Raw genomic sequence first — 18673 nt, 5'->3', positions numbered from 1 at the left:
ACCGGCGCTCGGCACTGGCCAGTGTTCCGTGCTGGCCAGCGTCAGGTGCTGACCGGCGTTCCGTGCTGACGGGCGTTCCGTGCTGGCCAGTGTTCCGTGCTGGCCAGTGTTCCGTGCTGGCCAGTGTTCCGTGCTGGTCGGCGGCGGGTCTGGGAGCAGGCTCCCAGAGGGGGATCCTCCTGAGGGGCGAGGATTGCGCGGATTTCGATGACGAGACTGAAGGGCATGATCACCAAAGCCATGGGGCTCGTGCTCGCGGCAGGGCTGCTGCCCGGTGCGCCTGCCACCCCACCGGACGGACTCCACGAGTGCGCGAGTGCCACCACCCGCTGTGAAGGCACCATCGAAGTCCCTCTCGACTGGGGAAACACCGACTCCGAGCGGATCTCCGTCGCCTTCGTCTGGATTCCGGCCGAGAAGGCCGGCGGGACGGTGGTGGGCAACATGGGCGGGCCGCTGCCGGCCCTGCCGTTCGAGGCCGAGATCAAGGGACATCTCGGACCGGTGCTGCAGCAGAAGAACCTGCTGATCATGGATCCGCGTGGGATGGGGAAGTCCTCACCGCTGCGGTGCGAAGGGGTTGATTTCTTCCAGTCGGAGACAGTCGCCGCATGTGCGAAGACCGTGGGTCCGCGCGGCGCGTTCTTCACCGCCGACCAGGCCTCACACGATCTCGACGCCATCCGGCGGGCGCTCGGGCTGGGCAAGGTGAGTTATTACGGCAACTCGTACGGGACCATGTTCGCGCAGGCGTACGCGGCCTACCATCCGGACAGCCTGGACGCCATGTTCCTGGACAGCGCGATGCTCATCGACGAGGACGGCTACGCGGCCTGGGGGAAGAAGATCGAAAAGCTCCACGCCCTCGACGCCGCTTGCAAGCCGTCAAAGGCATGCGACGCGCTGCCGGGCAGCCCGTCGGGCACCTGGACCCGGTTGGTGGAGCGGCTGCGGGAGCGGCCCGACCCTGAGGTGACGATCTTCCAGACCTTCCAGATGACCACAGCGGAGGACCCGGTGATCGGCAGGGAACTGGTCGCGGCGGCGAACGCCTATCTACGCGGCGACCCGGCCCCGCTGCGCCGACTGGCGAAGGTGTTCGCCAAGACGAGTCCGCCTGGCCATCACCCGGACCCCGGCGGATACCTGGCCTACCGCTGCGGCGACGCGAACGCGCCGTTCGACCGGTTCGCGGCGAAGGCCGAGCGGGAGGAGCAGGCCCAGCGCTACCACGATCGGGTACGCCCGATGGAGCCCTATCGGATCAGCGACCTGACGACCGCCACCGACATCGCCGCCGCGGAATGGTGCGTCAACTGGCCGACGCCGAGGCACAGCCCGCCGCGTCCGCCCGCGCGGGCGCTGCCCGACATTCCGGTCATGGTGGTGGCAGGCGACATGGACGTCAATCCTCCGGCCGAGGTGGCGCGGTCCATGCGTGCCTTTCCGAACGCGACCGTCCTGCGGGTGCCGTTCGCACCGCATGCGATCACCCGGCACCCAGGTCCGGTGGGCGACTGCGCACGCGGCCTGCTGCGTACGTTCCTGACCACCAAGCGGGTGGACGGGCAGCGGTGCAGCGGCGAGAACTACCGTGCGGTCGGCGCCTATCCGCAGCAGCTCTCGGACGTGGCACCGTACCCGGCCCGCATCCTCGACGCCGATCACCGGCGGCTGCCGGGCACGACTGCGCACCCGGCCCATACCCTTGACGCCGATCACCGGCGGCTCTCGGGCACGGCGGCGCACCCGACCCGCATCCTCGACGCCGGTCAGCGGCGGGTGCTCGCGGCGACCATCGCCACGGCGGCCGACGCCGCTTCACGCCGGAACCCCAACATCCTCTACTACCGGATGACAAGCGAGCCGGGGCTGCGCGGGGGCCAGGTCATCTTCGGTCAGGACATCAGCCTGGACGGGGCCCGGTTCGTGCGCGATCTGCGGGTCAGCGGCCCGATCACGCTCACGGCCGGGGGCCGCGCCACCGCCACGCTTGCCGCCGAGACCGGTGGGCGCACCCACCGGGTGACGTTGACGTGGCAGCCGTTCACCACGGAACCATCGGTGTCCGGCACCTTCGACGGCGTCCGCTTCTGACCGGGCCCGACGACGCCGTCGGCGGACGCGGTCAATCAGGCGGCGGCGACGGACGACGACAGCGGAGCCGGACGACGACGACGGCGACGGGCGGCGGGCGGCGGGCGGCGGCGACGGGCGACGGGCGGCGGCGACGGGCGGCGCTCTCAGGCCACGGTGGCGACGATGAGGTCGTCGACGACGTCGGCCAGGTCGTGGCCTCGGGCGTGTACCCGGCGCTGCCGTACCGCGCCGGATCCCCGGCTGACCAGCCGGGCCAGCCCTTCGGCGACGAAGGGGAGATCACCGGCCTCGGCCACGGCGGGCCGGACGTGGTCGAGCAGCCGTCCGGCCATGACCGGCGCGGGCACCAGCGTCCCGGCGACGACGTCGAGGCTGTCGCCCTCCAGCCCGTCGCGGGCGGCGCGCCAGTAGGCGGCCCGCAGCAGTTCGGACGGCACCGGCACCCCACGGTCGCCGCGCGCGACGGCGGCCAGTGCGGTGACGACGAGCCCCCTGATCAGCCCGATGATCGTGAGGCTGTCGTTGACGTCGAGCGGCACGTCGGCGACCCGTACCTCGACGGTGGGCAGTTTGGGGGAGGGCCGCGCGTCCCAGAAGACGGTTCTGGCGTCCATGAGCGCGCCGCTCTGCGAGAGCGTGCCGACGGCCCGCTCGTAGTCCTGGAAGCTGCCGAAGTACGGCGGCGCCCCCGAGACCGGCCACCGGCTCCAGCTGATCACCCGCCAGGACGCGTACCCGGTGTCGCGGCCGACGAAGAACGGTGAGTTGGCGGCGAGCGCGATGAGGGCGGGCAGCCAGGGGCGCAGGTGGTTGCCGACGTACACGGCGTGTTCCTCGTCGGGGACGTCGACGTGGACGTGCAGCGCGCAGATGCTGATCTCGTCCTGGAGCGCGCGGTAGAGGACGCGCCCCTGCTCGTAGCGGGCGTCGTCGCTGAGCGGCGCGGGCACGACGTCGCCGAGGACGGGGATGCCGCTGGCGACGACGGACAGCCCGCACCGGCGGGCGGCGCGGGCGACCTCGCGGCGGGCGGTGCGCAGGCGGGCGCCGAGGGCGGTGAGGTCGGCGGAGGGCGGGGTGCGCGCCTCGATCTGGAAGCGGGTGATCTCATGGGCGACGTCCTCGCCGAGGACGTCCGTCGCGGCGGCCAGCACATCGGCCGCGCGGGGGGACACGTGCCGGGTGTGGGGATCGACGATGAGGTACTCCTCCTCGATCCCGATGAGGGGAGTCACGTACGGTTTGTTCCCGTTCCCTCACCCAGAGGAACGCGCTCGGTGAGTTACTCCTCGGTCAGGCTTGTCGATCCGCGCGGAGCCTGGGATACTCCCAAATTAATAGGAAACTTTCCTAAAAGAGGGACTTTCCGGTGCTCTCCTCAGCCCAGGAACGGCTCTGGTTTCTCCATCGCCTCGACTCGCACGATCCCTCCCACAACCGCTGCTACAGCCACCGATTACGCGGAACTCTCGACCCCGCGCGGCTGAGCGCGGCCTTCGCCCGGATCGAGGCCAGGCACCCGGCCCTGCGCACCCGCTACCCGGACAACGGGCGGGGCGTCCCCGAGGCCGTCGTCGAACCGCCCGGCCGCCTCACGGTGGAACGCCTGCGGGCGGCGGGCGTGGAGGAGGCCGCCCGGCTGGCCGCCTGCCGTACCAACACCGCCTTCAACCTCGCGCAGGCGCCCCCGTTCCGGGTGAGCCTCATCGAACTCGCCCCGGACGACCACGTACTGGTCGTGGTCGTCCACCTCATCAGCGCCGACGAGTGGTCGCTGAGGGTGCTGCGGGAGGAGGTCGCCGCCTGCTACGCGGGCGAGCCGCCGCCGGTGCCCGCGCCCCGGCCGGAGCCCCGGCGCGACCCCGACCTCACCTGGTGGACCGAGCGACTGTCCGGCACCCCGGCCCTCGACCTCGCGACCGACCGGCCGCGCCCGGCCGTACGGGGGACGGCGGGCGGCGAGGTGCGTTTCGACCTCCCGCCGGCGCTGGTGGCGGCCGTGGCCGAGCGGGCGCGCACGGCCGGGTGCACGCCGTTCACGGTGCTGTTCGCCGCCTACCAGCTCCTGCTGTCGGCGCACAGCGGGCAGTTCGACTTCTGCGTGGGCCTCCCGTCGGCCGGACGCGGTGCGCCCGAGCTGGAGCGGGCGATCGGCTGCCTGTCCACCACCACGGTGCTCAGGTGCGACCTGTCGGGCGATCCGGACTTCTCGGAGGTACTGCGCCGCACCCGCGAGAACGTACGGGAGACGCTGGCGCGACCGGACGCGCCCGTGGACCGCCTCATCGCCGCCCTGCGCCTCGAACGCGACCTCAGCAGGACGCCGCTCTTCCAGAGCCTGTTCGCCCTGCACACCCACCGGGACGCCGCCGACCCGCTGCCCGGCCTCGCGGCCGAGCCGTTCGCGCACGGCTGGCACCCCGCCCGCCACGATCTGACCCTCGACCTGCACCCGAAGGACGATGGCGGCCTGCTGGGCGTGATGATCTACAGCGAAGAGCTGTTCGACCGGGAGACGGCAGAGCGTATGGCCGCGCAGTACGTGTCGCTGCTGACCACCGGCGAACCGCTGACGGACACCGAGCCCGAGCGGAAGGACACGGCGGCGCAGCCGCCCGGCCACACGGACGCCGACCTGGTGCCGACGCCCGGCGGCCGGCCCGCCCTGCCGAGGCCGAGGGCGGCGGCCGGTTACGTGGCCCCGCGCGGCGCCGTGGAGGCTCTGGTCGCGGAGGTGTACGGCGAGGTGCTCGACCGGGAGCGCGTGGGTGCGCTCGACGACTTCTTCGCCCTGGGCGGCCACTCGCTGTCGGCGGTGCGGGTGGTGTCGCGGCTGCGGGCGGCGGTCGAGGTGGAGGTGCCCGTGCGCGCGCTGTTCACCGGCCCGACGGTCGAGGCGGTGGCCCGGGTGGTCGAGGAACTGCTGGTGGCCGAGCTCGGCCGGTTGTCCGACGAGGGGGCCGAGCGCCTCGCGAGGGAGCTGACATGATCAAGGAGAGGCTGGCCCAGTTGGTCGCCGAGGCCTCGGACCACGCCGTCACGGCCGAGGAGGCACTGGCGGCGGAGGTGCCGCTCAGCGCGCTCGGCCTGACCTCGATCGGCCGGACGCGGCTGATGGACGCCGTCGAGGCGGAGTTCGGCGTCGAGATGGACGTGACCGAGCAGGACGACCTCGACCGGCTCACCGCCTTCCTGCTGACCCGGTGCTCGCGGCGTGCTCCGTACCTCGGAGGGCCTCCAGGACGGCGTGCCGGATGCCGGACTCCTGGAGCGGCGCCCGGCCTTCCGGGCGCACGGCGGCGGTGACCGGCCGCCGCAGCAGGTGGGCGACCTCGCTCCCCCAGGTGCCCCCGGGCGTGCGTTCCTCGGCGACGACCACGACCGCGCCCAGGTGCGGGACCAGCGCACCCAGGTCCAGGGGGAACAGCCGTGACGGCACCAGCAGGCGGCAGGAGATCCCCCGCTCCGTCAGCAGCGACCGCATGGCGGTCAGTGCCCGGTGCACGACGCCGCCGGGGGCGATGACGGTGACGTCCGGCCGGTCGTCCACGTCGACCACGGCGAGTTCGCCGTCCATCCGGACGCGGAACGGCCGGTCGGCGTGGTGCATCTGCCGGGTGTAGAGGATCCTGTCCTCGAACAGGACGCCGGGCTCGCCCCTGGACAGCATCGCGGCCAGCACGGCGGCGTTGTCGTGGAAGGGCGACATCTCGTACAGCGACAGGCCGGGCATGCCGATGACGTGCGTCTGCAGGCCGGGGCCGTAGCCTCTGCCGCCGCCCATGGGGCAGCGCACGATCAGGCGCAGCGGCAGCGGCCTGCCGTACACGGCGAAGTCGCTCAACTGGCCGAGGGCGAGGAAGTCGCCGTACGTGATCTCGACGATGGCGGTGTCGCCGGCCAGGGCGAGCCCGGTGGCGACGCCGGTGATGCCGTCCTCGCTGATCGGGGTGCTGAGCACCCGCTCGGGGAAGCGGGTGGCAAGGCCCCGGGTGGCCTTGAAGGCTCCGCCGTACGGGTCGGCGACGTCCTCGCCGAGCAGGTAGGCGCGCGAGTCGTCGGCGAGCAGGCCGTGCAGCGCGCGGTTGAGGTTCTCGATCACGCGCATGATCGGGCGCCCACCTCTCGTCCGACGGTCTCGGTACGCGCCCGCGCGAGCAGGCCGGGCTCGCGGAGCGTGCCGACCCGGCGGCCGGGGTGGGCGTCGAACTCGGCGACCAGCGGGCGCCCGCCGCGCACTCCGCGGACGCGGTCGCCGAGGGCGTCCCCGATCTCGTCGGGGCCGGTGGCGGTGAGCCGCACGTGGTCGACGCCGCCGGCCGGGGGCCGCTCGGCCGGTGTGGACTGCGCGACGACCACCAGCAGCGGCAACTCCCACCGCACGGCCAGGTCGAGCGCCTGGTGGACGGCGTTCTCCCCCCAGACGCCGGCGCCGAGGTGGACGCAGACGAGCCGCCCCGGGTCGGTCCGCTTCAGGTGCAGTGCGACCCCGGCGGCCACGGGCAGGCTCCGTCCCGGTACGCCGGCGGACGGGCAGCCCTCCCGGCACCGGTGCCGCCTGCCCGTGAACTCGGTGAGCCGGCCGCCGAAGTCCCGCCGGGAACCGAACACGTGATCGCCCTCGCACAGCAGCGGCCCGAGGGCGGCGGGCAGGCAGGTGTGCGTGGCGCCGCCGGACGGCTCCGGCAGGGTGAGCCCGAAGTACGGCGGGAGGTCGTCAGTCCGCACGGCCGACCGTCCCCATCACGCCGGACGGCACCGGGTGCCGCCGGGCGGGCGCAGCCTCGATCATCTGAACGCTCCCATGAGTTGACGCTTGTCGACCTTGCCGCCCCGTCCGCGAGGCAGGGCCTCGACGGTTCGCACGTGGGCGGGCAGTTCGTGCGGGGCGAGCCGGTCCTTCAGGAACAACCGCAGGTCCGCCGCCGACAGGGGTTCGCGGGTGACGACGACGGCGGCGAGCACACGGCCCAGCACGGGGTGGGGCACGCCGACGACGGCGGCCTCCGCGACGGCGGGGTGGGTGTGGACGACCGCCTCGACGCGCAGGGTGGAGACCTTGAACGCGCCGGACTCGACCACGTCGCCGTCCCGGTCCACCAGGAAGAGGTAGCCCTCCTCGTCCAGGTGGCCCAGGTCGCCCATGCGGACCCAGCGGTCGCAGGCGGGTGTGCGCGTCCAGACCTCGCCGGTCTCCCCCGGTGCGGCCGGGGTGCCGTCCGGCGCGGTGACGCGCACACCGCCGCCCGCCACGGCCCGCCCGACGCTGCCCGGCCGCTCGGGGTCGAACAGCATGATCGTCTGGACGGCGGCAGCCTGGGCGGAGGCGTAGTAGTTGGTGATCGCCGCGCTGGGGAAGGCCCTGGTGAGGCGCCGCGCGATCGGACCGGGCAGCGGGGCGGCCACCGAGCCGAGCAGGAGCACGCTCGACAGGTCGTGCCGGTCGTGCACCCCGGCGTCGAGCAGTTCGACGGCCATGGACGGCACGACGAAGACGGTCCCCGCCCGGTAGGTCTCGATGAGTGCGGCGAACCGGCCGGGGGTGAAGCGCGGGAGCGTGACCACGGCCGGTCTGGCGTCGACGGCGGCGGTCAGCATGCTCTGACCGGCGCCGGTGCCGATCGGGAAGGCGTGGGCCAGGTGCCGGGAGTGGGGGAAAGGGCGCCTTCCGCCGCCGAGGCCGTGGGCCAGGCCGGCGTGGGTGGCGAGCACCCCTTCGGCGCCGGGGGTGTAGAGGATCTGCGCGGGGGCGCCGGGCCGTACGTCCGGCAGGTCGGTGGGGGTGGCGGTGGTCTCCGCCAGCGGCCATCCGCCCTCGTACGGCCCGGCGCCCGGTAACGGCCCGGCGCCGTGCAACAGCCCCGCCGCCCGGCAGTCGCGCAGGAGCCCGTCGAGGTCGGCCGGCGTGGACCGGTCCGACAGCGGCACCGCGACCGCCCCCGCGCGCAGCACTCCCATGAAGGCGACGGCGTAGTCGCCCCATTCGGCGGCGGAGAAGCGCAGGCCGACCCGGTCTCCCGGGCGCAGGCCCCGGGCGAGGAGCCCGGCGGCCACGGTGTCGGCCCTGCGTGTCCAGTCGCCGAAGGTGAGCGTGCTGCGACCGTGTACGACGAGTGCGGTCTGGCCCGGCTCGGTGTGGGCGCGGGCGGCGAGCAAGCGGGAAAGGGTCAGGTTCACCCGGGGAGACCCCCGTTCGGGACAAACGCCGCGAAGCAACCGACAATAAACTTTCCTATTAATTTCGGCTTCAGTCTCGCACGCCCGCGAAGCAGCCCGCAACCCTCACCGGCTCCCGCTCCGAGCTGCGGAAACCTTGACAGGAGCCAGTCAGCCGAGCCGACCGCGACCCTGACTACACCGGGCCGTAGATGGCCTTGGACGCGCCGGTCGCCAGGGCCCAGTAGCGGTCGCCGTACGACCAGTGCCACCACTCGGTCGGATAGTTGACCAGCCCCGCCGATTCCAGGGCCGCACCGAGGATCCGACGGTGCTCACGCGCCTGGCCGGAGATGCCGGCCGCCTCGGTGTAGCAGGCGCCGTCGCTCTGCTCGGGGGTGGCGTTGACCTCGGTACCCATGTCGTACTCGGTGCCGTCCGGCGCGCAGAGCGTCAGATCGACGGCGGCTCCGGCGGTGTGCGGGGCGACCTCGACGGGCGAGACGAACCGGCTGGCCGCCACGGCGACCTGGGCGGGCGACAGGTGCGGGAACTCCTCCCGCAGCCGGGCGGAGTACTCCTCGAAGATCGAGCGCTGGGCCGCGATCGGCCGGTAGCCCTCGACGACGAGGAGGTGGAAGCCGTCTGGCAGCGATCGCTCGGCACGTTCCAAACGCTCCAGCAGCCCGGAGCGCAGCCGGGCGTAGGCCCCCTCGGGGTCGGCCATGCGGGAGTCGAGCCGCAACCGCCCCTTCACCTCGGCCAGCGGCTCGCCGGAGTCGGCGACCGGGATGGCGCGCACCCGGGGGTCAGAGATCAGCACGATGTCCCGCATGACAGGCCATTGTCACACGGTATCGGAGAAGACCTGTTCACGGGCCTGGTCGAGAGCGGCCACGAGCGCTCCGCGCAGTATCGGGTTGCCCGCCACAGTGGTGCTGACGACGGTCGGGCGGCTCGGGCAGATGCGGGCCACGGCCTGCTCGACCTTGCCCGCCAGCCGCTCGCCGCCGACCTTGCCGACGTCGCCGCTGAGCACCACCAGGCCGGGGTCGAGCACGACGGAGACGGCCGCCACCCCGACGGCCAGCCGGGCGGCGACCTCGTCGAGGTAACTCTCCGTACCCCTGGCCAGGGCGTTGCGGATCTGGTCGGGGACGCTGCGGCCGGGGACGCCGTAGGCGTCGGCCAGCCCGGCCAGCGCCTCCTGGCCGACCAGGCGCTGGAAGGAGCCCGACTGCGGCTGGTTGACGTCGGCGGGCAGCGGTTCGCCCGGCACCGGCAGCCAGCCGATCTCCCCCGCGCCACCGGTGATGCCCCGGTGGAGGCGTCCGCCGAGCATGACGCCCAGGCCCTGGCCGACGCCCGCCCAGATGACGGCGAAGTCGTCCTGACCGGCGGCCGCGCCGTAGCGGTACTCGGCCAGCGCGACGAGGTTGACGTCGTTCTCTATCGTCACCGAGCCGCCCAGCGTGCGGCGCAGGCTGGCCAGCACTCCGACGTGCCAGGCGGGCAGGTCGTAGGAGAAGCGCACGTCACCCGTACGCGGGTCGACGACGCCCCTGGTCCCTATGACGAACGCCCGGAGTTGGGTGAGGTCGATGGAGGCGGTGGCGCAGGCCCGCTGCACGGCGTTTTGTACGGCTTTGACAGGATCTTTACCATCAAGTGGGTCAACTGTGACCTCGACGACGATCCTGCCTGTGATGTCCGCCACACCAACGGTGATACTTTCGGGAAGAATGTCCAGCCCTGCGACATATGCACTGGAGGGAACCACGCTGTAGAGCGCGGCATTCGGCCCCCGCCCGCCGGCCCGCTCGCCGGTCACCTCGACCAGCCCGCGCTCTTCCAGGCGAGCCAGCAGCTGACCGGCGGTTACCTTGGACAGCCCGGTCAGTTCTCCCAACTCGGCCCTGGTCAGTGGACCATCGGATAGGAGGAGTTCGAGTGCGCTGCGATCGTTCAACCTGCGCAGAAGTCGCGGCGTGCCCGGGCCCTGGGCCACAGATCGGCCCCCCTCTCGTCACGATCGGCTAACGGGTTGTTTCTTTTAAGAAAGTTTCTTGTTAGTTTAGCAGCAGTCACTCCGACTGACGATCAGCGAAGGTGCGGACCGTTGGGCCGGCACCCCCTATGAGCGCAACCCCGACGCGTTTTAAGCCGGGAAGGGAGAACCCCCGTGAGGATCTCGAAGATCACGGTCACCTCGGTGACCACAGCCGCTCTCGCACTGGGACTGGCCGCTTGTGGCTCCGGTAGCACCGGAGCCGGTGAGAGTGCCGCCCCGTCCGCCGCGGGCTCCGAATCAGCTGCACCCTCCGGTCCGAAGTTCGCCGGCAAGACGATCACCGTCTGGCGCCTCGGCGACCCGAACGAACCGGCCAACAAGTACATGGCCGACCTGACCGCCAAGTTCAAGACCGATACCGGCGCGGACGTCAAGGTCGAGTGGATTCCGTGGACCGCGATCAACGACAAGTGGACGACCGCCGCCGCGGGCGGCGAGGGCCCCGACGTCACCGAGATCGGTAACACCCAGGTCCTGGAATGGCAGTCGCAGGACGCCCTCCTGCCGATCACCGACATCATCAAGGCCACCCCCGACTTCGCGGAGATCCCGCAGAACCTCTGGGGCTACGAGACCGTGGACGGCGAGATCTACGCCTCCCCGTGGGGCGGCGGCACCCGCGCCGTGCTCTACCGCAAGGACTGGTTCAAGGAGCTCAAGCTCGAAGAGCCCAAGAACTGGGACGAGATGGTGGCCGCCGCCAAGAAGATCACCGAGTCCAAGGGCAAGGACGTCGACGGCTTCGCCTTCGTGGGCGGCACCGACGCCAACTACTCGCTGTCGCCCTTCGTGTGGTCGGCCGGCGGCGACTTCGCCGTCAAGGAAGGCGACAAGTGGGTCGGCAAGCTGACCGACCCCGCCTTCAAGGAAGGTTTCACCTTCTACACCGACCTGGTGGGCAAGCACGCCGTCAGCGCCAAGTCGCGGCTCAACCTCGCCACCGACGGCATCCGGGCCCGCTTCTCCAACGGCAAGGTCGGCATGTACATCACGGCTCCGTGGGACATCGCCACCATCAAGGAGGAGAGCAAGGGCAAGATGAAGGACAGCCAGATGGGCTTCTTCACCATCCCCGGCAAGGACGGCCAGCCCGCCCCCGCCTTCCAGGGCGGCAACGACATCGCCGTCTGGAAGGACTCCAAGGAGCCCGAGGTCGCCAAGGCGTTCGTGGCCCTGGCCGCCGGCAAGGAGTTCGGCACCCGCTACGCCGTCGAAGGCGGCCTGCTGCCGTACTACGCCGAAGGACTGAAGAAGGTCGCGGAAGACCCCGCCACCTCGGCCTTCGCCAACGCCTTCTCCCACGCCCGAGGCTTCCCGAACGACGCCAACTGGAACGAGGCCAGCGAGACCAAGGCCGTCGTCCAGAACGCCGCCAGGGCCGTCATCGAGGGCAAGAAGAACGTCGACACCGCCCTCGCCGACGCCAACAAGGAACTCGAAGAGATCCTCAACCAGTAACCATGACGATCAAGACGTCCCCCGATACCCGAGGCGGGGACCAGTCCCCCGCCTCGGGGCGGCGCCGCAAGCAGGAGCGCCGCCCCCGCAAGGGGCTGCCCGCCTGGTTCGTGCCCTACGCGCTGCTGCTTCCGGGCCTGGTGATCATCGCCGGGCTGCTGCTCTACCCGCTGTTCCAGATGATCGTGATGTCCACCCAGAAGGTGGGCCTGCGCGAGATCCGCCGGGGTACCACCCCCGAGTCCGTCGGCCTCGGCAACTACGAGGCGATCCTGGACAACGACCTGTTCTGGTCGGCGCTGCGCAACACGGTGATCTTCGCGCTGTTCGCCGTCACGCTCACGCTGGTCGCGGGCACCCTCGTCGGCCTGCTGATCCAGCGCCTGGGCAAGAAGATGTCCAAGCTGGTGATCATCGGCTGCATGGCGGCCTGGGCGGTGCCCCCGGTCGCGGTCGGCGTCATCTGGCGCTGGCTCGCCGACGCCGACGCCGGCATCATCAACTGGTTCCTCAACCTCCTGCCCGACGGGCTCTCGCAGGCCCTGTTCGGCAGGTCCGACTGGACCGCCGTACCGTGGCTGAACGACACCCTGTCGATCTACACCATCCTCACGATCGCCGTCGTCTGGCAGTCATTCCCCTTCATCGCGGTCTCCGTGCTGGCCGGGCTCAAGAGCATCCCGAGCGAGCTGTACGAGGCGGCGAAGGTGGACGGCTCCACCGGGTTCCGCACCTTCAGGAAGATCACCTTCCCGCTGCTCAAGCCGGTCTTCGCGGTCCTGCTGGTGCTGTCGGTCATCTGGGACTTCAAGGTCTTCAACCAGTTGTTCATCCTCGCGGGCGGCACCACCAACCGTGACGCCTTCAACCTGTCCATGTACGCCTACTCCGAGGCGTTCCGCAGCCCGCCCAAGATGGGCTCAGGCGCCGCGATCGCCGTGCTCCTGACCCTGATCCTGCTGGTCGTCACGTTCGTCTACGTGCGCCAGATCATCAAGCAGGAGGACATCCGATGAACCCGCTCACCAGGCGCAAGCTCACCACCATTGCGCTCAACACAGCGGGCGTGGTGGTCTTCCTCGCGGCGGTCTTCCCCGTCTACTGGATGGTCGCGACCGCGTTCAAGAGCAACAACCAGATCTTCACCACCGACTTCATCCCGTTCCCGACCGAGCCCACCCTCGACCACGTCGAGCGCGTCTTCGACAAGGGCGTGGCGGGCAACTCCATCTGGGTCTACCTGAAGAACAGCGTGATCGTCGCCGTGGTCACCGTGACCATCGGCGCCGTCTTCTCCCTGCTCGCGGCGACCGCCGTGGCCCGCTTCAGGTTCAAGGGCCGGGTGCCGTTCCTCATCCTGCTCCTCGTGGCCCAGATGGTCCCGGCCGAGGCGCTGCTGATCCCGCTGTTCCTGAATCTGCAGCGGCTGGGCCTGTACGACCAGTTGTTCGGCCTCGTCGTGGTGAACGTCGGGCTGACCCTGCCCTTCGGCATCTGGATGCTGCGCACCTTCGTGGCGGCCGTGCCGAAGGAACTCGAGGAGGCCGCGTGGATCGACGGCGCCTCGCGCTTCACCACGTTCTGGAAGGTGCTCTTCCCGCTGGTCGCCCCCGGTCTGGTGGCCACCAGCATCTTCTCCTTCATCACCACGTGGAACGAGTTCATCTTCGCCTTCACGCTGATGAGGGAGTCCACCGGCTACACCATGCCCGTGGCCGTGCAGTTCTTCTTCGGCCAGCGGGGCACCGACTGGGGCGGCATCATGGCCACCTCGACGCTGATGACCATCCCGGTCATCATCTTCTTCCTCCTGGTCCAGCGCCGCATGGTCTCCGGACTGGTGGCCGGCGCGGTCAAGGGCTAGTCCGCGGTTTCGTACGGCTTGCGCGGGCGCAAGCCGTACTTACTGATGGGAAAAATCATGACTGATCGGGGGCTACGCCGCCTCGCAGCGGGAACGCTGCTGGCCGCGTTCCAGGGCACCACAGCGCCCTCCTGGGTGCTCCGCGAGCTGGCCGACGGGCTCGGCGGCGTCACTCTCTTCGGCTTCAACGTCGAATCCTCGGACCAGGTGAGCGCGCTCACCGCCCAGCTGAAGTCGGCGGGGGAAGCCGTCATCTCGCTGGATGAGGAGGGCGGCGACGTCACCCGCCTCGCCTACCACGTCGGCAGCCCCTACCCGGGCAACGCCGCGCTCGGCGCCGTGGACGACACCGACCTCACCCGCCGCGTCTACCGGGCCATCGGCGCCGAACTGGCCACCTGCGGCATCAACCTCGACATGGCGCCGGACGCCGACGTCAACACCGCCGACGACAACCCCGTCATCGGCACCCGCTCCTTCGGCAACGACGCGGCCCTGGTCGCCAGGCACACCGTCGCCGCCGTCGAGGGGCTCCAGTCGGTGAACGTGGCGGCCTGCGTCAAACACTTCCCCGGTCACGGGGCCACCCGGGTGGACTCCCACCTGGCGCTCCCCGTCGTGGACGTCACCCTCGACCTCCTGCGCGAACGCGAACTGGTGCCGTTCCGCGCCGCGATCGCGGCGGGCGCGAAGTCCATCATGACCGCGCACGTGGCGGTGCCCGTACTCACGGGCGCCACCCCCGCCACGCTCTCCCCCGCCGCGCTCACGACGCTGCTGCGGGAGGAACTCGGCTACTCGGGCGTCGTCGTCACCGACGCCCTCGACATGCACGCCATCACCGAGGGGTACGGCCTGGCGGGCGGCGCGGTCAGGACCCTGGCCGCCGGATCCGACCTGCTGTGCCTGGGCCCGGAGCCCGCGCACGAGGACATCACGCGGGTCATCGACGAGATCGTCGCCGCCACCCGCGACGGCCGCCTGCCCGTCTCCCGCCTGGAGGACGCGGCGGCCCGCGTCGCCGAACTGCGCGCCTGGTTCGGCTCCGGCCCGGCCTGCGGGCTCGAACCCGGCCGGGTGGGACTCGACGCCGCCAGGCGGGCGGTCCGGCTGTCCGGCTCGGCCGCGCCGCTGGTCGACCCGTTCGTCGTCGAGGTGGACACGCCGCCGACGATCGCCGTGGGCGAGGTGCCGTGGGGGCTCGCGCTGCCGGGTGCGGAGACCGTACGGGTCAAGCCGGAGGAGGCCGACCCGGCGGCGCTGCTGGCCCAGGCCGACGGCCGCTCCCTCGTGGTGGTGGTCAAGGACGCGCACCGCTACCCAGGCAGCCGGGAACTGGTCTCGGCGGTGGTGGCGGCGCGTCCGGACACGGTCGTCGTGGAGATGGGCCTGCCGATCTGGCGGCCGAACGGCGCCGTGTACCTGGCGACCTACGGTGCGGCCCGCGCCAACGCCCAGGCCGCCGTGGAGCTGCTTACCGCCTGATCCGAGCTGGGAGGTCCCGTGCCCGAGTTCAAGGTTCTCGGCCCACTTGAAGTACGTGACCCCGGCGGGCGGGTCCTTGTGCCCAGCCGGCGCAAGGCCCGCCTGCTGCTCGCGATCCTGCTGCTGCGCGCAGGCTCCCCGATCACCACCGACCAGCTCCTGGAGACCCTCTGGGAGGACGCGCAGCCCAGCTCGGCCCGCGCCAACCTGCAGTCGTACATCTCCCACCTGCGCCGCTTCGCCGGGGCGCCCATCCTCACCTACGGCGACGGCTATCTGCTCGACCCGGACGGCCTCGACTACGACGCGGCCGCCTTCGAGCGGATGGCGGCCCTCGGCCGCAGAGCCCTGGCCGAGGGCCGTCTCGGCGAGGCCGACCGGCAGCTCACGGCGGCGATGGCGCTGTGGCGCGGCGACCTGCTCGACGGGCTGGTGCTGCCGGAGTGGTTGCAGCCCGACCGGATCCGGCTGGAGGAGCTGCGGCTGGCGGCCTTCGAGGACGCGACGGCCGCCGCGCTGGCGCTGGGCCGCCACAACGAGCTGATCCCGGCGCTGCGCGAGTTCACCGGCCGTCATCCGCTGCGCGAACGCGGCTGGGCCCACCTTGTGCACGCCTGCCACCTGGCCGGGCGCACCGCCGAGGCGCTCGACACCTACCAGAGCGTCGCCCGGGTCCTGGACCGTGAGCTGGGCGTCTCGCCCGGCCAGGAGCTGCGCGACCTCCACGAGAAGATCCTGCGGGAGAACGCCGAGGCGGCCGAGCCGCCGCCCGCGATGCCGGTCCCGCGCCAGCTCCCGGCTCCGCTGCCCGACTTCGTCGGCCGCCGCGCGCTGCTCGCCGCGCTGGAGCGGCCCTGGCCTTCCCCCTGGTACGCGCTGACCGGCATGGGCGGGGTGGGCAAGACCGCTCTCGCCGTACGGTGGGCCGCCCGCGCCGCCGCCCGGTTCCCCGACGGCCAGCTCCATCTGGACCTGCGCGGCTATACGCCCTGTTCGACGCCGATGTCGCCGTACGAGGCGCTGACCAGGTTCCTGCGGGCGTTCGGGATGCCGTACGAGCAGATCCCCGGCTCCGTGGACGAGGCGGCGGTCCTCTATCGCAGCTGCTGGCGGGGCGCCGGGTGCTGGTCGTGCTCGACAACGCCGCGGACGACGAGCAGGTGCTGCCGCTGCTGCCGCCGGACCCGTGCCAGGCGCTGATCACCAGCAGGAACCGCCTGGACACGGCGGTGGCATTGCACGGGGTGCGGCGGCTGCCCGTGCAGGTGATGACCAGGGAGGAGGCGCGGGAGCTGCTGCTGGCGGTCACCGGCGAAGCGCCGGAGGAGCTGATCGAGCGCTGCGACCGGCTGCCGCTGGCGTTACGCCTGGCGGCCGCCCAGCTCGAACTGAGCGAGCCGCCGCCCGCCTCGATCGACGCCCTGGACGCGGGCATCGCGCCCTTCCACACGCTGCGCTCCACCTTCGACGCCTCCTACGACCGGCTGGCGCCCGAGGCACGGATGCTCTTCCGCACGCTCGGCGGGCTGCCGTGCGCCGACTTCAGCCGCGACAACCTCGCCGCCGCCACCGGGCTGAGCCCGGCCGAGACCGGTCCGCACCTGCGCGCCATGCTGGCCGGCCACCTGATCGTGGCCGCCGGCCGGCACCGGTTCACCCTGCACGACCTGGTCAAACGCTACGCCGCCGAACGGCACGCCGAGGAGGACCCGGACTCCGGGGTCTACGACCGGCTGGCCGACTGGTACCAGCGGCGGGCGCGCAGCGCGGCCGCGCTGGCGATCCCCCAGTTCCTCTACCTGCCTGCGCCGGACGACCCCGGGGACGCCTTCACCTCCGAGGAGCAGGCGCTGGCGTGGCTGGAGGCCGAGTACGCCAACCTGCTGACCTTCGTCGAGAACGACCGCAGCGCCGGCCGGGTCCGCTGGATGATCGTGGACGCGCTGCGCGGCTACTGGCACCTGCGGCTGCAGTTCGCCGACCGGGCCCGGCTGAGCGAGATCGGCCTGGCCGCCGCACGGGCGGCGGGCGACGACCGCGCGCTGGCCATGCTGTACAGCTCGCTGTCGGAGGACGCCCGGCTGCGCGGCGACCACCGGACCGCGCTGGAGCGTGCCGGTGCCGCGCTGGAGCACGCCCGCGCCTCGCGGTGGTCGCCGTACGAGGCGGCGGCGCTCGGCACGCTGGGCACGCTGCTGCTGACGCACGGGCGGGCCCGCTCGGCCGCCGACTGCTATCTGCAGGCCATCGACGTGCACCGGCGGGTCGGCTCGCTGCGCGGGGTGATCTCCAACACCGGCAACCTGGGCCTGGCCAACTTCTGTCTCGGCGCCTTCGGCCACGCCGCGCAGCAGCTCGGCGAGGCGCTGCGCCTGGAACGCGAGCGCAACTCGACCGTCGGCGAGGCGATGGCGCTGGGCAACCTGGGCGAGGTCTCCCTCCACCGGGGCGAGCTGGTCACGGCGCTGGAGCAGTTGGTCAGGGCCTGGCGGATCTGGGAGGAGATGGGCAACATCCACGGCGTCGTGGCGGTGCTGTCGGTGATGTCGGGCGTCCACACCGGCCTCGGCCGGTCCGGGACGGCCCGCGCCCTCGCCGCCCGCGCCCACGACCTCGCGGTCGTGCTGAACGACAACCGGATGGTCGCCGACGCCGACAACGCGCTGGCCGCCGCGCTGCGGCGGGACTCCCCCGAGGCGGCGCTGCGGCTGCACCAGCGGGCGCTGTTCCTCTCGCGCGACAACCGCCACGCCTGGACGCGGACGCAGATCGGGATCGCCGAGAGCCTGCTGCTGCTGGGCGAGCGCGGCCCGGCCCGCTCGCACGCCGAATGGGCGCTGGCGGAGGCCAGGTCGGCCGGTTACCGCTATCTCGAAGGGCAGGCGCTGCTCACGGCCGGGCGCCCCGACACGGCGGCCCGCGTGCTGCACGGCACCGCGCCGGTTGTGCGGCGTTTGTGAAGCGCGGCGGAGGAGGATGGCCACCCGTCTGTCTGGAGGGCAACCATGAGCTACCTCGTCGCCGCCGTCGTCCTGGTCGGCCTGCTGTGCGCGCTGAACCTGCTGCTGACCTTCGGAGTCATCCGCCGCCTGCGCGCCCAGGCGGCGAACGCGGCCTCGGCCGCCAGACCGCCCGCGCCGACGGTCGGGAGCACCGTCCAGCCGTTCACGGCGACGGCCGTCACGGGCGAGGAGGTCTCGGCGATCACCCTCGGCCGCGCGGTCGTGGCCTTCTTCGACGTCGGCTGCGGTCCCTGCCGCGAGCGGCTGCCCGCCTTCGTCGCGGCGGCGCCCCGTCAGAGCCGCCCGGTCCTCGCCGTGGTCGTCGGCGGTGACACCGAGCACCCCATGGTCACGTCCCTGCTCCCGTTCGCCTCCGTCGTCGTCGAGGGGCACGACGGTGTGGTCGCCAAGGCGTTCGGAATCTCCTCCTTCCCCACGCTGTGCGCGATCGACGAGTTCGGTGTGATCACCGACACGGCGCTGGACCTCGGCGCCCTCGCGTGAGCGGACGCCTGGCCGCCGTCGCCGCCCTGGCCC

At 71.9% G+C, this 18673-nt stretch carries 15 protein-coding genes and 1 pseudogene; 10 read left to right on the top strand and 6 right to left on the bottom strand.

The genetic code is table 11. The features are described from left to right. Positions 1-225 precede the first annotated feature (225 nt). Positions 226-2097 (top strand): alpha/beta fold hydrolase, encoded by a 1872-nt coding sequence (locus ABD120_RS15950; RefSeq protein ID WP_343950662.1) that lies wholly within the window; start codon positions 226-228, stop codon positions 2095-2097. A gap of 146 nt (positions 2098-2243) precedes the next feature. Here ABD120_RS15950 and ABD120_RS15945 read toward each other — a convergent pair whose 3' ends face one another. After that, complete coding sequence (locus tag ABD120_RS15945) at positions 2244-3335, bottom strand: carboxylate-amine ligase (RefSeq protein WP_343950661.1); 1092 nt, start codon at positions 3333-3335, stop codon at positions 2244-2246. A 134-nt stretch (positions 3336-3469) separates the two neighbouring features. Between ABD120_RS15945 and ABD120_RS15940 the strand changes: the two genes are divergently transcribed. Further along, a complete protein-coding gene (locus tag ABD120_RS15940) occupies positions 3470-5089 on the top strand; it encodes a condensation domain-containing protein (protein ID WP_343950660.1) in 1620 nt (539 codons plus the stop codon). After that, positions 5086-5256, top strand: a pseudogene (locus ABD120_RS15935) (acyl carrier protein); the annotation flags it as partial. The gene ABD120_RS15940 and the pseudogene ABD120_RS15935, both read left to right, overlap by 4 nt. Before the next feature lie 25 nt (positions 5257-5281). On the opposite strand, the gene ABD120_RS15930 reads toward ABD120_RS15935, so the two are convergent. From ABD120_RS15930 to ABD120_RS15910, 5 genes are all read right to left on the bottom strand, one after another. Beyond that, a complete protein-coding gene (locus ABD120_RS15930) occupies positions 5282-6208 on the bottom strand; it encodes a transketolase C-terminal domain-containing protein (protein WP_343950659.1) in 927 nt (308 codons plus the stop codon). Continuing rightward, positions 6199-6828: a thiamine pyrophosphate-dependent enzyme gene (locus ABD120_RS15925; RefSeq protein WP_343950658.1), complete on the bottom strand. Its 630-nt coding sequence runs from the start codon at positions 6826-6828 to the stop codon at positions 6199-6201. Before ABD120_RS15925 ends, ABD120_RS15930 begins: the two co-directional genes overlap by 10 nt. Before the next feature lie 60 nt (positions 6829-6888). Further along, entirely contained in the window at positions 6889-8277 is a 1389-nt protein-coding gene (locus ABD120_RS15920) for a class I adenylate-forming enzyme family protein (RefSeq protein ID WP_343950657.1), read from the bottom strand. A gap of 175 nt (positions 8278-8452) precedes the next feature. Continuing rightward, positions 8453-9091: a M15 family metallopeptidase gene (locus tag ABD120_RS15915; protein WP_343950656.1), complete on the bottom strand. Its 639-nt coding sequence runs from the start codon at positions 9089-9091 to the stop codon at positions 8453-8455. Positions 9092-9103: 12 nt separating this feature from the next. Then, on the bottom strand, positions 9104-10264 hold the full coding sequence (locus ABD120_RS15910) for an ROK family transcriptional regulator (RefSeq protein ID WP_343950655.1): 1161 nt from the start codon (positions 10262-10264) through the stop codon (positions 9104-9106). Between the two features lie 174 nt (positions 10265-10438). On the opposite strand from ABD120_RS15910, the gene ABD120_RS15905 reads away from it, so the two are divergent. Genes ABD120_RS15905 through ABD120_RS15875 form a run of 7 tightly spaced genes read left to right on the top strand, consistent with a single transcriptional unit; the run spans position 10439 to position 18640 of the window. Then, complete coding sequence (locus ABD120_RS15905; RefSeq protein WP_343950654.1) at positions 10439-11785, top strand: extracellular solute-binding protein; 1347 nt, start codon at positions 10439-10441, stop codon at positions 11783-11785. 2 nt (positions 11786-11787) lie between these two features. Continuing rightward, entirely contained in the window at positions 11788-12801 is a 1014-nt protein-coding gene (locus ABD120_RS15900) for a carbohydrate ABC transporter permease (protein ID WP_343950653.1), read from the top strand. Next, positions 12798-13649, top strand: coding sequence for a carbohydrate ABC transporter permease (locus ABD120_RS15895; protein ID WP_343950652.1), 852 nt, complete (start codon positions 12798-12800; stop codon positions 13647-13649). The genes ABD120_RS15900 and ABD120_RS15895 overlap by 4 nt, the downstream gene beginning before the upstream one ends. Positions 13650-13706: 57 nt before the next feature. Further along, entirely contained in the window at positions 13707-15134 is a 1428-nt protein-coding gene (locus tag ABD120_RS15890) for a glycoside hydrolase family 3 protein (RefSeq protein WP_343950651.1), read from the top strand. A gap of 18 nt (positions 15135-15152) precedes the next feature. Next, complete coding sequence (locus tag ABD120_RS15885; protein ID WP_343950650.1) at positions 15153-16334, top strand: AfsR/SARP family transcriptional regulator; 1182 nt, start codon at positions 15153-15155, stop codon at positions 16332-16334. Continuing rightward, on the top strand, positions 16265-18094 hold the full coding sequence (locus tag ABD120_RS15880; RefSeq protein ID WP_343950649.1) for a hypothetical protein: 1830 nt from the start codon (positions 16265-16267) through the stop codon (positions 18092-18094). Before ABD120_RS15885 ends, ABD120_RS15880 begins: the two co-directional genes overlap by 70 nt. Before the next feature lie 45 nt (positions 18095-18139). Continuing rightward, positions 18140-18640 carry a thioredoxin domain-containing protein gene (locus ABD120_RS15875; protein WP_343950648.1) on the top strand — a complete coding sequence of 167 codons (501 nt, stop codon included), beginning with the start codon at positions 18140-18142 and terminating at the stop codon, positions 18638-18640. The last annotated feature ends 33 nt before the right edge of the window (positions 18641-18673 follow it).

This window comes from Nonomuraea longicatena, from assembly GCF_039525605.1.
GTDB classification, from domain to species: domain Bacteria; phylum Actinomycetota; class Actinomycetes; order Streptosporangiales; family Streptosporangiaceae; genus Nonomuraea; species Nonomuraea longicatena.
The sequence above is the reverse complement of the archived record's forward strand: the minus strand, read 5'-3'. Positions and strand labels throughout refer to the sequence as shown.

What these genes read in the sequence shown, in the direction of transcription:
- ABD120_RS15900 (WP_343950653.1), top strand. Translation starts at nt 11,788, where the DNA reads ATGACGATCAAGACGTCCCCCGATACCCGAGGCGGGGACCAGTCCCCC.
- ABD120_RS15875 (WP_343950648.1), top strand. Translation starts at nt 18,140, where the DNA reads ATGAGCTACCTCGTCGCCGCCGTCGTCCTGGTCGGCCTGCTGTGCGCG.
- ABD120_RS15950 (WP_343950662.1), top strand. Translation starts at nt 226, where the DNA reads ATGATCACCAAAGCCATGGGGCTCGTGCTCGCGGCAGGGCTGCTGCCC.
- ABD120_RS15895 (WP_343950652.1), top strand. Translation starts at nt 12,798, where the DNA reads ATGAACCCGCTCACCAGGCGCAAGCTCACCACCATTGCGCTCAACACA.
- ABD120_RS15930 (WP_343950659.1), bottom strand. Translation starts at nt 6,208, where the DNA reads ATGCGCGTGATCGAGAACCTCAACCGCGCGCTGCACGGCCTGCTCGCC.
- ABD120_RS15890 (WP_343950651.1), top strand. Translation starts at nt 13,707, where the DNA reads ATGACTGATCGGGGGCTACGCCGCCTCGCAGCGGGAACGCTGCTGGCC.
- ABD120_RS15915 (WP_343950656.1), bottom strand. Translation starts at nt 9,091, where the DNA reads ATGCGGGACATCGTGCTGATCTCTGACCCCCGGGTGCGCGCCATCCCG.